Below are 13,463 nucleotides of genomic sequence, written 5' to 3'. Positions count from 1 at the left end.
TGCCCTCCCGGTACGGGCGGTCGGGGCCGCCCTTGTGAAGGGTTCCCCTTGTCTCTCTCCGCTTCTCCTTCCTCCGCTTCTCCTTCCTCCGTTTCCTCCTCCCCTTCGCCCTCCTCCTTCGGGGAGCACCCGCTCGTCCACTACGGCTGGGACGACGGCTGGGCGGCGGAGTTCGCCCCGTACGCCGAGCAGGGCCTGCTGGCCGGCCGGGTGCTGCGGGTCGACCGCGGGCAGTGCGACGTCGCCACCGCGGGCGGGGTGCTGCGCGCGGACACCGCCTTCGTCACCCCGCACGACCCGATGCGCGTCGTCTGCACCGGCGACTGGGTCGCCGTCGAGCCCGGCGGCAACCCGCGTTACGTGCGGACCTACCTCCCGCGCCGCACCGCATTCCTGCGCTCCACCTCCTCCAAGCGGTCCGAGGGGCAGATCCTCGCCGCCAACGTGGACCACGCGATCGTCGCCGTGTCGCTGGCCTTCGAGATCGACCTCGGCCGCATCGAGCGGTTCCTGGCCCTGGCCTGGGAGTCGGGTGCCCAGCCGCTGGTCGTGCTGACCAAGGCCGACCTCGTACCGGACCCGGCGACGCTGTCGTACCTCGTCCAGGACGTGGAGACGGCGGCGCCCGGCGTTCCGGTGCTGCCGGTCAGCGCGCTGACGGGGGACGGGCTCGACGTCCTCGTCGCCGCCGTCAGCGCGGGGACCTCCGTGCTGCTCGGCCAGTCCGGAGCCGGCAAGTCGACCCTCGCCAACGCGCTGAGGGGCGAGGACGTGATGGAGGTGCAGGCCGCCCGGGACGTCGACGGCAAGGGCCGGCACACCACGACCACCCGCAACCTGCTCGTGCTGCCCGGCGGCGGCGTACTGATCGACACGCCCGGGTTGCGCGGGGTGGGCCTGTGGGACGCCGAGAGCGGGGTCGGACAGGTGTTCTCCGAGATCGAGGAGCTGGCCGCGCGGTGCCGGTTCCACGACTGCGCCCACCTGCGCGAGCCCGGCTGCGCGGTGCTGGCCGCCGTCGACGCGGGTGAACTGCCCGAGCGGCGACTGGAGAGCTACCGCAAGCTGCTGCGCGAGAACCAGCGCATCGTCGCGAAGACCGACGCGCGGCTGCGTGCGGAGATCCGGCGGGACTGGAAGCGCAAGGGCGCGGAGGGCCGGGCCGCCATGGAGGCGAAGCGCGGACGCTGGGCGTAGGTTCCTCCGACAGGGTCCTCCGACAGGGTCCTCGAACAGGTCCTCAAGGCGTCACCAGGCCCGTGTCCGATTTCCGCCAGCGCCGATCCGGGCCGGGGGCGGACACTGGACAGCGTGACGGACAGCGTGATGGACGAGGACAGCAGGTACGAGGCGGTGCGCAGCCGGGACGGCCGGTTCGACGGCGAGTTCTTCTTCGCGGTCGCCACGACCGGGATCTACTGCCGTCCCAGCTGCCCGGCCATGACCCCGAGACAGCGCAACGTGCGGTACTTCGCCACGGCCGCCGCCGCCCAGGGCGCGGGCTTCCGGGCCTGCCGGCGGTGCCGGCCGGACGCGGTGCCCGGCTCGGCCGCGTGGAACGTACGGGCGGACGTCGTCGGCCGGGCCATGCGGCTGATCGGCGACGGCGTGATCGACCGGGAGGGCGTCGGCGGTCTCGCCGTACGGCTCGGCTACAGCGCGCGGCAGGTGCAGCGGCAGCTCACCGCCGAGGTGGGCGCCGGGCCGGTCGCCCTCGCCCGGGCGCAGCGCGCGCACACCGCGCGCGTCCTGCTCCAGACCACCGGCCTGCCCGTGACGCAGATCGCCTTCGCGGCCGGGTTCGCCAGCGTGCGGCAGTTCAACGACACGATCCGCGAGGTCTACGCGGCGACCCCGAGCGAGCTGCGGGCCGCCGCCCCCCGGACCAGGCACCGCCGGGCCGCCGTGCCGACCGCCGGGATACCGCTGCGGCTGGCCCACCGGGGGCCGTACCAGGCCGGGCCGGTCTTCGACCTGCTCCAGCGCGAGGCCGTGCCGGGTGTCGAGGAGGTGAGCGGCGCGGCCGGCGCACGGACCTACCGGCGCACCCTGCGGCTGCCCTACGGCACCGGGATCGTCGCCGTCGACGAGCGCCCCGGCGCCCCGCGCACCGCGTCCGGCGCCCACCCGGGCGGCTGGCTGGAGGCCCGGCTGCACCTGACCGACCCCCGCGACCTGACGACGGCCGTGCAGCGGCTGCGGCGGCTGTTCGACCTCGACGCGGATCCGTACGCCGTCGACGACCGGCTCGGCGCCGATCCGGGGCTGGCCCCGCTGGTCGCCGCCCGGCCGGGGCTGCGCTCGCCGGGGGCCGCGGACCCGGAGGAGGCCGCGCTGCGGGCGCTGCTGGAGCCGGCAGCGGCCGGGGAGCTGGTACGGCGCTACGGCAAGGCCCTGGACGCACCCTGCGGCACCCTGACCCACCTGTTCCCCGAACCGGCCGTCGTCGCCGGGGCGGAACCCGAGGGACCCCTGGGCGCGCTGGCCGCCGCCCTCGCCGACGGCACCGTCCGGCTCGACCCGGGCGCCGACCGCGACGAGGCGCACCGGGCGCTGCTCGCCCTGCCCGGCCTCGACGCCGCCGCGGTCGCCGCCATCCGCACCCGCGCCCTCGGCGACCCCGACGTGGCCCCGCCCTGCGCGGCCGCCCCCGACAGCTGGCGCCCCTGGCGCTCGTACGCCCTGCACCACCTGCGTGCGGCGAAGGAGTTGGAGATCCGATGACCACCGACACGACCACCGACACGACCACCGACACGACCACCGACACGACCACCGACACGACCACCGCCATCACCAGCGACGTGATGACCGACAGGAGCACCGGCCCGACAACCGGCACGACCACCGCGACGACGGCCGAAGCGGCCGTGGAGGCGACGTACTGGACGCGGTGCGAGAGCCCCCTCGGATCGCTGCTCCTCACCGCCGACGCGGACGGCGTCCTCACCTCCCTGTCCGTGCCCCGCCAGAAGGGCGGCCGCACGGTGGGGGAGGGGTGGCGGCACGACCCGGGGCCGTTCCGCGCGGCCGAGGAGCAGTTGCGGGCGTACTTCGCCGGTGAACTCAAGGAGTTCGCCCTGCCGTTGCGCGCCCACGGCACCGCGTTCAGGGAACGGGTGTGGACCGCCCTGGACACCGTTCCGTACGGCACGACCACCACGTACGGCGAGATCGCCGCCCGGATCGGGGCCTCCCGCGCCGCCGTGCGGGCCGTCGGCGGCGCCATCGGCGCCAACCCCCTCCTGGTGCTGCGCCCCTGCCACCGGGTGATCGGCGCGGACGGCTCGCTCACCGGCTACGCGGGCGGCCTGGAGCGCAAGGTGCGGTTGCTCGCCCTGGAGGGCGTGCCGCTGCCGTAGGCCGCCCCGCCCCGCCCCCGCCTCCGTGCCCGCGCCCGCGTCCGGCCCACCCTCCGCCGGTCAGCCGTCCTCCAGGCCCCAGCTGTGGATCCGCCGCGGCCGGATGCGGATCACCTCCTCGCTGAACCGCGGCCCCAACGCGTGCGGGCCGGTGAGGAGTTCGGCCTCTCCCCGGATGTCGACGCCCCGGACCCGCCAGGGGCTGACGCTCACGATGTCGTCGACCACCAGGGCGACCTTCGGGTTCTGCCGCAGGTTGCGCCACTTCTTCGTACGGCCCATCGCCGCGCCGCCGACCAGGATGGTGCCGTCGTCCTGCGGGAAGAAGCCGACGGGGTTGGCCTGCGGCTGCCCCTGCGGATCGACGGTGGCCAGCCGGCCCAGCCGCTGCGTCCTCAGATAGGCGCGTTCCGCCTCCGTGAATTCGGTCATGGCAGCACCCAATCACCCCGTGCGGCCGGCGCGGCAGCCGCATCGGGGCGTCCCCGGCGCCGGGCTCAGCCGCCGGGCCGTTCCCGGGCCACCCAGCCGCGTTCGTAGGCGTGCCAGCCCAGTTGCAGCCGGGTGGTCACGCCGGTCAGCTCCATCAGCCGCTTCACCCGGCGCTGCACGGTCCGCAGGCCCAGGTCGAGCTGTTTGGCGACGCTCGCGTCCGTCAGGCCGGCCAGCAGCAGGGACAGCACCTCCAGGTCGGTGGTGTCCGGTCCCGCCGGGTCCTGCTCGGTGACGCCGGACGCGCCCAGGCGCAGGGGCAGCGCACCCCGCCACACCGACTCGAACAGGCCCGACAGCAGCTCCAGCAGGCCGCTGGAGTGCACGACGAGCGCGGCGGGCTCCGCCATCCTGGAGGTGAGCGGCACCATGGCCAGCGTCCGGTCCGCGATCACGAGTTTGGTCGGCACCTCGTCGACCACGCGCACCTGTTCGTCGCGGCCGAGCGCGGCGGACAGCTCCGTGATGCCGTTCGGCATGTCCAGCACCGCGCGCTCGACCACCACCCGGTAGCGCACCCCGCGGCCCGCGGCCTGTTCCTCGGCCTCGTTCTCCATCCCGGAGACGACCATCGGAGTGTCCGTGACCAGCGCGCACACCTCGTCGACGGCACCCAGCTGCAACTGCACGAAACGCTGCGCGACCGCCGGGGCCCCGGTGACCACCTCGATCAGATCGTGCACCGCCGGCTCGGCCGCCGCCGCCCGGTACTCCTCGGCGAGCAGCGCGGCGGCCAGCTCCGCCTTCTCCAGCTCGTGCCGTTGCTGGGTGAGCAGCGCGCCGAGCGCCACGCCCGGCGGCGCGGCGACCCAGCGGCCCGGCCTGGCCGAGGACTGGGCCGCGAGCCCGTGCCGCTCCAGGCGGCGCAGGGCGCGCTCGGTGTCGTGCTCGCCGAGCATCAGCCGCCGCGCGAGATCGGGCACGTCGGCCGCCCCCACGGACACCAGGGCCCGATACGCCGACTCGTGTCTCTCGTCCAGCCCTATCGCTGCCAGCATCAGCTGCCGTTCCTCCCCTTCAGCGCACGTCACCGACCACGGCGGGCCGGTGGTGGCGGAAAACAGCCACGGCGCAAACCCGCCGCCCGACATCATCGCCGTACCCCTGGTCATCCTGACAAGGTGGCACCACGGAGCGCCGACGGACGGCCCGGCCACCGGGCGGCGGGCGGGGCGGCCCGTGCCGACGCGAACGGCGTGTACGGCGTACGGCGCGCGGGGGCTGCGCGCACGCGGTGGCGGAGGTGCCGAAGGCACCGGAGCCGCCCCGACCGACCCGGACCCGGGTCCCTCAGACGTCGCCGGGCGGTTCTCCCGTGGGGGGTGGGACCGCCCGGCGGCATGGTTCCGCACGGGTATTCGAGGTGTCGTCCGGCGGGCCGTTCCCGGCGCGGGAACGCGTGGGATTTTCCGGATGCCCCGTTTTCATCCCGCCCCCACGGTGGACAATCGGTGGCATGAGCCAGCTGGGGGGAAGGCCCACCGGTCATGAGGACGACTGGTGGCGGCAGTTGTACGACGACTCCACCGAGGACACCGGTCCCGCGGCGGCGGCCGATTCCCTGGACGAACGCTTCGCCTCGGCGGCCGGCACGCTGGGCAGGAGCCCTTCACGGACCGGCCCCGGGGACGAGCACCCGCCCGATCCCGATCCCGATCCCGATCCCGGACCCCCACCAAGTCCTGGGCCGGAAACCGGACCGGGACCCCGACCGGGCCCCGCTCCGGAGTCCGGCGCAACACCCGGGCCGTCCCCGCGGCCGCCGGGAGCGGCCCCCGGACCTGCGGGGCGGCCTGCCGGCCGACCCGGCGACGGACCGGCCGACCGCCCCGGCGACGGACTTCCTGGCCGACCTGCCGACGGGCTTCCTGGCCCACCCGCCGAGGGACCGGTCGACCGGCCCGCCGGCCGGCCCCCGAACACCGCAGCCGAAGGGTGGCAGCGAGCCCCCTGGGAGCCCCCAGCGGCCGTCCCGGCCGGCCCGACGACCTTCCCGCCGGGCCCCCGCGGACCCGAACCCGCCGCTGCCCCGGACTCCGACCCGGCCTTCGCCCCGGATCTCGAAGCCGAGCGCCGTCCCCGGCCCCACCCCGAGCCCCCGGCGCCGGCCGGCAGCGCGCCGGGCGGATACGCACCGCCCCTCCTCGTCACCCACGTGGGCTCCGGGCCGCCCACCTACGACGCTGAGCCCACCGCGCTCCCGGCCGCCGACCCCGACGGGCTCGACGAGCTGGTGCCGGACACGGTGCTGGACGGGGCCAGGTACGGGGCCTGCACCCTGCGGGCCGTCTCCGTGCGGGGGGACTCGCCGCGCTACCGGGGCGAGCCGCGGCGGGACGCGTTGCTCACCGCGCGGTTCGGCGCGGGCGAACAGGCGCTGGTCCTGGTGGCGATGGCCACCGGCGCCCGGGCGAGACCGGACGCCCACCGCGCGGCGGCCGAGGTGTGCCGGTGGATCGCGCGGGCGGTGGGCCGCAGCCACGTCCGGCTGGCCGAGGACATCAGGGCGGCCCGGCGCGGCGACCTGAAGTCGGGCCTGCACCGCCTCACCGACCGCAGTCTCGGCAGGCTCCGCGCAGGCGCCGCCGAACTGGGCGTCCCGCCCGAGGAGTACGCGGCGACGCTGCGCTGCCTGCTCCTGCCCGCCGACCCCGCGTGCCGCACGCGCGTCTTCTTCGGTGTCGGCGCGGGCGGACTCTTCCGGCTGCGGGAGGGCACCTGGCAGGACATCGAACCCCGGGCGGCCGACGGCCCGGCAGCAGACCCGCGGACGGTCTCCCAGTCCTCCCACTCCTCCCACCCGTCCCCTCTGTCCGGTCCGGCCGAGACGCCGGAGGGCGACCGGCTCACCCTGGACCTCGGCCTCCCGGCCCCGCCCGCCGCGTACGCCGTGGACCCGGGCGCGGGTCCGGTGTCCGGACCGCCCCCCGAGCCGTTCCGCTTCCGGGCCTGCCTGACCCGGCCGGGTGACACCCTCCTGATGTGCACGGCGGGCCTCGCCGAGCCCCTGCGCGGCGAGGAGGAACTGGGCGCGCACCTCGCCCGCCGGTGGTCGGACCCGGCACCGCCCGGTCTCGCCGCGTTCCTGGCGGACGCCCAGGTCCGGGTCAAGGGCTACGCGGACGACCGTACGGCCGCGGCCGTGTGGGAGGCGTGAGCGGCCGGGCTGTGAATTCATGGACCCAGGAGTCCGCACCGGGCGACGGCAGCAGGCACCGGCGGGAGCCCCACCAGCCGCAGGGCAGCCGCAGCGCTCAGCAGCCGCCGTCCGGAGACCGAAGGGTGCCGGGAGCATGGCCAAGCAGAACGTCGCAGAGCAGTTCGTCGACATCCTCGTCCGCGCCGGTGTCAGACGCCTGTACGGCGTCGTCGGGGACAGCCTCAACCCGGTCGTCGACGCCGTCCGCCGCAACGCCGCCATCGACTGGATCCACGTGCGCCACGAGGAGACGGCCGCGTTCGCCGCCGGCGCCGAGGCGCAGATCACCGGGAAGCTGGCGGCCTGCGCCGGCTCCTGCGGCCCGGGCAACCTGCACCTCATCAACGGCCTGTACGACGCCCACCGCTCCATGGCCCCGGTCCTCGCTCTCGCCTCGCACATCCCCGCCGGCGAGATCGGGCTCGGCTACTTCCAGGAGACGCACCCGGACCGGCTGTTCCAGGAGTGCAGCCACTACAGCGAGCTGATCTCCAGCCCGAAGCAGATGCCCCGGCTGCTGGACACGGCCATCCAGCACGCGGTCGGCCGCAGCGGGGTCAGCGTCGTCACGCTGCCCGGCGACATCGCGGCCGAGCCCGCCCCCGAGAAGGCCGCCGAGACCGCCATCGTCACCTCCCGGCCCACCGTCCGGCCAGGCGACGCGGAGATCGACCGGCTGGCCCGCATGATCGACGAAGCCGGCAAGGTCACCCTGTTCTGCGGCAGCGGCACGGCGGGCGCGCACGCCGAGGTGATGGAGTTCGCAGGGAAGATCAAGTCACCGGTCGGCCACGCCCTGCGCGGCAAGGAGTTCATCCAGTACGACAACCCGTACGACGTCGGGATGAGCGGGCTGCTCGGCTACGGAGCCGCCTACGAGGCCACCCACGAGTGCGACCTGCTGATCCTGCTCGGCACGGACTTCCCGTACAACGCGTTCCTGCCCGACGACGTGAAGATCGCCCAGGTCGACGTGCGTCCCGAGGTGCTGGGCCGCCGGTCCAAGCTGGACCTCGCCGTGTGGGGCGACGTGAAGGAGACCCTGCGCTGCCTGATCCCGCGCGTGCGGGAGAAGAAGAACCGCCGCTTCCTCGACCGGATGCTGAAGAAGCACGCGGACGCCCTGGAAGGGGTCGTCAAGGCGTACACGCGCAAGGTCGACAAGCACATCCCGATCCACCCCGAGTACGTCGCGGCCGTACTCGACGAAGTCGCCGCCGAGGACGCGGTGTTCACCATCGACACCGGCATGTGCAACGTCTGGGGCGCCCGCTACATCTCGCCCAACGGCCGGCGCCGGATCATCGGCTCCTTCTCGCACGGCTCGATGGCGAACGCGCTGCCGATGGCCATCGGCGCCCAGTTCACCGACCGCAACCGGCAGGTGGTCTCCCTGTCCGGGGACGGCGGCTTCTCCATGCTGATGGGGGACTTCCTCACCCTGGTCCAGTACGACCTGCCGGTGAAGGTCGTCCTGTTCGACAACTCCTCGCTGGGCATGGTGGAGCTGGAGATGCTGGTCGCGGGCCTGCCCTCGTACGGCACCACGAACAAGAACCCGGACTTCGCCGCCGTCGCCCGCGCCTGCGGAGCCCACGGCGTCCGGGTGGAGAAGCCCAAGGACCTCGCGGGTGCCCTGAAGGATGCCTTCAGCCACAAGGGGCCGGCGCTCGTGGACGTCGTCACCGACCCCAACGCCCTGTCCATCCCCCCGAAGATCAGCGCCGAGATGGTGTCGGGCTTCGCCCTGTCGGCGTCCAAGATCGTGCTGGACGGCGGGGTGGGGCGGATGGTGCAGATGGCCCGCTCCAACCTGCGCAACGTGCCGCGCCCCTGAGACCGCTGCCGCACCCTGAGACCGCGATCGCCACTCCTTCGCGTCCGCGTCCGCGTGACGGCGGGGGGTACGCGTCCTGCGCCGCCCGCTGCCCGCTGCCCGCTGCCCGCCGTCCGTCGCTCCCCTTCCGCGTCCGCCGTCGGGGCGCGGAAAGCGTCGTGCTCCGGCCAAGTTCGCGCGGCGGCCGGCGCCCCGCCACGCACGGATGCCGCCGGAGCGGAGGCGGGGCGCCGGGGGACTGACACCCCGGGCGCAACCGGCGGAGAGGAGACGGGCAGGCGGGCGCCCGGGTGCCCAGCGCCCCGGCAGCCACGGCAGTGCTCCCCGGCATCCCCCGGCATCCGGCGAAGCCGGGCCGGAGACGACAGGGCAGGCTCCCCCCAAGCATGCGCGGCACCCCGGTCACGGCCGCCGTGACGGGCTGCGGAGATGGCCGAACAATCGGTCGTTGATGATTCGACATGACTGGTGTGGATCCCGCGGGGGCATGGTTTCCCGTGAACGTGTTCGAGCTGGAGGGGAACCGACATCGGCACGCGGGCGGGGGAGATGACGAGTCAGGCGCGAGGGGGCGGTCCCGTGACGGCAGGGGCCTCCTCGGTGAGGACGGCGGAGGAAGAGGCCGACGGCGCGGCGGGAGTGCCGCAGGCGTCCCAGCTGAGGCGCCGGCTGGGCCGGGCGGACCTGCGGGCGGTGCCCGAGGCGCGCCGGGCCCTGCGCGAGCTGCTGGACCGCTGGGGGCGGCCGGACACCTCGGACGTCGCCGAACTGCTCACGAGCGAACTGGTGACCAACGCACTCGTCCACACGGACGACGACGCGATCCTGACGGCCACGGTCTCGCCGCGCGGACTGCGGGTGGAGGTACGGGACTTCGTGACCCGCGGGCCGCGGCCACGGGTGCCGGTCGCCGCCGAGGACACGGGCGGCAGGGGACTGGTCCTGGTGGAGTCCCTCGCGGACGACTGGGGCGTGTGCCCGCACGACGTCGGCAAGTCCGTCTGGTTCGAACTGGGCGCGCGTCAGGCGGCATGAGGGCGAAGCAGAGGGGAGAAGGGCCTCCTTCGCCCCTCTCCCCTCTGCTCTCGGGGTCTCGCGACGTCTTAGCCGAACTGCTGTTCGAGATCCTTGAGTTTGCGTTCCAGCGAGTCCAGGCGCGGCAGGGCCTGTGTGTCGTCCTCCGCGGTCAGGTCGACCGTGAGGGCGTCAGCGCCCTTGCGGACGGGCTGGAGCGAGGGACGGGCGCGTACCGGCAGCGGCTCCGCCGATATGGCAGGCTCCGCGGAGACCTGGGAGGAGCCGCGCTCCAGGGCCTGTGCCTCGCCCTGCCGGCCGCCCCGGCCGCCGAAGCCGCGGTGGCCCCGGCTGATCGCCTTGAGCTGCGCGCGCTCCACGCGCTCGTGCTCGCGCCGCAGGCGCCGGGTCTCCTCCTTCTGCCGCGAGTCCTCGCGCACCTCCTCGACGGCCTCGTCCAGGCTGCGCACGTTCTCCAGGAGCATCAGCGACCAGGCGCGGTACGTCTCCCGGGGGGCCCGCAGCCAGCGCACGATGCGGATCTGCGGCAGCGGGCGCGGGACCAGGCCCTGTTCGCGCAGGGCGGCGCGCCGGGTCTGCTTCAGGGCGCGGTCGAAGAGGACCGCCGCCGACAGCGACATGCCGGCGAAGAACTGGGGCGCGCCCGCGTGGGCGACGCCCCTGGGCGCGTGCACCCAGTTGAACCAGGCCGCGGCGGCGGCGAACATCCACACGAGCAGCCGGGAGCCGAGTGCCGCGTCACCGTGGCTGGCCTCGCGCACCGCGAGCACGGAGCAGAACATCGCCGCGCCGTCCAGGCCGAACGGCACCAGGTACTGCCAGCCTTCGCTCAGGCCGAGGTTCTGCTCGCCGAAGCCGACCAGGCCGTGGAAGGAGAGCGCCGCGGCGACCGCCGCGCAGCAGAACAGGAGAATGTAGGAGGCGGTGCCGTAGACGGCCTCCTTGCGCCTGCGGCGCTCCTCGCTGCGCTCCCACGAGTCGTCGTTGCTCGCGTTCCCTTTGGTGGACCGCTTGCCGCGCGCGAGCACCGCCACCGCCGCCAGCACGCCCAGGAGCAGTACGGCGCCCGGAAGCAGCCAGTTCAGCGATATGTCGGTCAGTCTCATCTGGGGTCCCTTGCATGGGGATAGGGCGTGACGCCCGCCATAGTGGCCCAATCCCACCGGCCCTCAGGGGGTTTCGGGGCAAGAGGCCGCCAAGGAGGTGCAAGGGGATGCCCGAGGACGGCGTTCTGCTCGAACTGCCGCATGAGGGGCGGGAGTTGAGTTCGAATAAGACTACCCGTGCGGATGGTTCCGCGGAAAGTTCCCGCGACGGGTGAGGGAGTTGTGAACCTCCCGTGACCGTCGCACCCGTGCGGGTGTCCCGTTCGTGGACGATCTTACGGGACGTACGGCGGTCCGCCGGACCGCGTGCCGGGGTGACGGGGCCTCAGGCGGCGGCCGGGGCCGTCAGTTTGGCGATCCGGTCGGCGTCGCAGGTGCGCGGGCAGGTGGCGCAGGTGTCCTGCGGGCGGACCGTGTAGAACATGCAGCAGCTCGCCCGGTCGCGGGTGGGCAGCGCCTCGCCGTCCGGGCCGGTCAGCTCGCGGAAGGCCGCCGAGCCGACATAGGGGCGGGTGGCGCCGGGCAGCAGCAGCTCCAGCTCGTGCCGCGCCCGCTCCTGCTCGCCGAGCAGGTGGGCGACGTACCACAGGCCCTCGACGACCTCGTCGGTCGCCATGCCCCACAGGGCCCGCCCGCGCCGCCGCATGCGCGGGCCGAAGCCGGCGAGGACCGGGTCCAGGTGCTCGGCGACGGCCGCCCGCACCTCGGCCCGCAGCGCCTCCTCGTCGCGCACCACGCGGGCGCCGGGCAGTGTGGCCGCCGGGTCCTCCGGCAGACAGGCGAAGGAGACGGGGCGCACCGCCATGCGGCCGGCGGCGCGGTCGTACCAGACGTGCGTCGCGGGCAGGCGCGGGACCCTGCGGTGCAGGAACCACGGAACCGTGAAGAGCAGGCAGGCCGGCCAGGCGTAGCGGTGCAGTCCGAAGCTCGCGACCACGTCGGGGCGGGCCCGCGTCCCGTAGTCGCGCAGGACCTGTGCCTCGTCCCAGGCCAGGAACGCGTCGAGGCCGGGGCCGCCCTCGGCCAGGTCGGCGGCCCGCAGCCAGGCGCCGCCCCGCGGAGCCTGCTCCGCGGGGCCGGGCTCCGTCACCGAGAGGCCGGGGAAAGCCTTGGTGAGGCGGGCGTAGGCGTCCGCCACGGCCGAAGCGAGCAGGGGCATGCCGGACCGCCGATCCGCGTTCGAAAGAGGTGCGTTTTCAGGTAAGGCTTACCTTACTCGACTTCGACGGAATGTGAACCCGTGGCCAGTTGCGCCTAAGGTGCTTGACGGACGAACAGCAACCCGTCGTAATGACCCCAAGCACCCCCAAGCCCGGAGGACAACCGTGAAGCAGGGCGCGCAGGACCCCGCCGCGGCCGAGGGGGGCGCCGGGGCCGGGACGCCGTGGTCCCGGCCGGGTGACGGCGCCGTTCACGTTCCCCGGCAGCCGCACGCCGCCGACCTGCGACGGGAAGCCGGGGCACGGCCGGGGCGGCCCGCACAGCCAGGCCCGGAACGGGGCTCGCAGCCCCGGCGGCCGGGACTGGACACCCCGCCCGGTGACCACGGGGACGGCGCCACCCGCGGCGAGCACACGCACGGCGAACACCCCGCCCCGCACCACCCGGGCCCCCCGCTGCGGCGCTCCTCCGTACGCGGCCAGGTACTCGACGCCCTGCGTACGGCGCTGGTCACGGGCGAGCTGCGGCCCGGGGAGATCTACTCCGCGCCCGCGCTCGGCGAACGGTTCGGGGTCTCGGCGACCCCCGTGCGCGAGGCCATGCAGCAGCTCACGCTGGAGGGCGCGGTCGAGGTCGTGCCCAACCGCGGCTTCCGGGTCGTCGAACGCGGCGCCCGTGAACTGGCCGAACTCGCCGAGGTGCGGGCCCTGATCGAGGTCCCGGTGCTGCTGCGGCTGGCCCGCACCGTGCCCGCCGAACGGTGGGCCGGACTGCGCCCGCTCGCCGAGGCCACCGTCCGGGCCGCGTCCTCGGGGTGCCGGGCCGCCTACGCCGAGTCCGACCGCGCCTTCCACGGCGCGATGCTGGCGCTCTCCGGCAACGAACAGCTCCTGCGGATCGCGGAGGACCTGCACCGGCGGGCCCAGTGGCCACTGGTCGGCGTCCTGGGCCGGCCCGCGCGCGCCGCCCTGATCGCCGACGCGGCCCAGCACGCGGCCCTCCTCGACGCCCTGGTCGCCCGCGACACGGAGACGGTACGCACCCTCCTGACCGCCCACTTCACCCCGGCGGACTGACCGCCCCCCACTTCACCCCGGCGGACTGACCGCCCACTTCACCCCGGCGGACCGACCGCCCACTTCACCAAGGCGGACTGACCGCCCCCCACCTCACCCCGGCGGACCGACCGCCCGCGATCGCGCGCGGAGCGCGGCCCACGCCGCCGCCCGCGCGGCGCCCCACCCCGCCAGCTGCCGCCCGCGGCTCGTCGC

Annotated in this window: 11 protein-coding genes; 7 read left to right on the top strand and 4 right to left on the bottom strand. The window is 74.8% G+C overall.

Annotation, left to right across the window (positions count from 1 at the left end):
- Positions 1 to 48: 48 nt before the first annotated feature.
- The 3 genes from rsgA (at position 49) to ACFC02_RS27570 (ending at position 3,362) form a co-directional block, all read left to right on the top strand.
- Complete coding sequence (gene rsgA, locus ACFC02_RS27580) at positions 49 to 1,197, top strand: ribosome small subunit-dependent GTPase A (RefSeq protein ID WP_376362648.1); 1,149 nt, start codon at positions 49 to 51, stop codon at positions 1,195 to 1,197.
- A 129-nt stretch (positions 1,198 to 1,326) separates the two neighbouring features.
- Positions 1,327 to 2,724, top strand: a complete 1,398-nt coding sequence (locus tag ACFC02_RS27575) for a DNA-3-methyladenine glycosylase 2 family protein (RefSeq protein ID WP_376362682.1) — start codon at positions 1,327 to 1,329, stop codon at positions 2,722 to 2,724.
- Between the two features lie 83 nt (positions 2,725 to 2,807).
- Entirely contained in the window at positions 2,808 to 3,362 is a 555-nt protein-coding gene (locus ACFC02_RS27570; protein ID WP_376362680.1) for a methylated-DNA--[protein]-cysteine S-methyltransferase, read from the top strand.
- Between the two features lie 60 nt (positions 3,363 to 3,422).
- On the opposite strand, the gene ACFC02_RS27565 is transcribed toward ACFC02_RS27570, so the two are convergent.
- Complete coding sequence (locus ACFC02_RS27565; RefSeq protein ID WP_376362645.1) at positions 3,423 to 3,794, bottom strand: PPOX class F420-dependent oxidoreductase; 372 nt, start codon at positions 3,792 to 3,794, stop codon at positions 3,423 to 3,425.
- A gap of 65 nt (positions 3,795 to 3,859) precedes the next feature.
- A complete protein-coding gene (locus ACFC02_RS27560; protein ID WP_376362643.1) occupies positions 3,860 to 4,852 on the bottom strand; it encodes a helix-turn-helix domain-containing protein in 993 nt (330 codons plus the stop codon).
- A 458-nt stretch (positions 4,853 to 5,310) separates the two neighbouring features.
- Between ACFC02_RS27560 and ACFC02_RS27555 the strand changes: the two genes are divergently transcribed.
- The 3 genes from ACFC02_RS27555 (at position 5,311) to ACFC02_RS27545 (ending at position 9,925) form a co-directional block, all read left to right on the top strand.
- Entirely contained in the window at positions 5,311 to 7,011 is a 1,701-nt protein-coding gene (locus tag ACFC02_RS27555; protein WP_376362640.1) for a protein phosphatase 2C domain-containing protein, read from the top strand.
- A gap of 136 nt (positions 7,012 to 7,147) precedes the next feature.
- Entirely contained in the window at positions 7,148 to 8,890 is a 1,743-nt protein-coding gene (locus tag ACFC02_RS27550) for a pyruvate dehydrogenase (protein ID WP_376362637.1), read from the top strand.
- A 579-nt stretch (positions 8,891 to 9,469) separates the two neighbouring features.
- Positions 9,470 to 9,925, top strand: coding sequence for an ATP-binding protein (locus tag ACFC02_RS27545; RefSeq protein WP_376362634.1), 456 nt, complete (start codon positions 9,470 to 9,472; stop codon positions 9,923 to 9,925).
- 68 nt (positions 9,926 to 9,993) lie between these two features.
- On the opposite strand, the gene ACFC02_RS27540 is transcribed toward ACFC02_RS27545, so the two are convergent.
- Together ACFC02_RS27540 and ACFC02_RS27535 are read right to left on the bottom strand one after the other, a co-directional pair.
- Entirely contained in the window at positions 9,994 to 11,031 is a 1,038-nt protein-coding gene (locus ACFC02_RS27540; protein WP_360964221.1) for a DUF2637 domain-containing protein, read from the bottom strand.
- A gap of 325 nt (positions 11,032 to 11,356) precedes the next feature.
- Positions 11,357 to 12,190 (bottom strand): (2Fe-2S)-binding protein, encoded by an 834-nt coding sequence (locus ACFC02_RS27535; protein WP_376362631.1) that lies wholly within the window; start codon positions 12,188 to 12,190, stop codon positions 11,357 to 11,359.
- A gap of 166 nt (positions 12,191 to 12,356) precedes the next feature.
- Between ACFC02_RS27535 and ACFC02_RS27530 the strand changes: the two genes are divergently transcribed.
- Positions 12,357 to 13,268, top strand: a complete 912-nt coding sequence (locus ACFC02_RS27530; RefSeq protein WP_376362628.1) for a GntR family transcriptional regulator — start codon at positions 12,357 to 12,359, stop codon at positions 13,266 to 13,268.
- The last annotated feature ends 195 nt before the right edge of the window (positions 13,269 to 13,463 follow it).

The sequence above is a fragment of the Streptomyces sp. NPDC056160 genome (genome assembly GCF_042268205.1).
Classification (GTDB): Bacteria; Actinomycetota; Actinomycetes; order Streptomycetales; family Streptomycetaceae; genus Streptomyces.
This window is presented reverse-complemented; position numbering and strand designations above follow the sequence as displayed.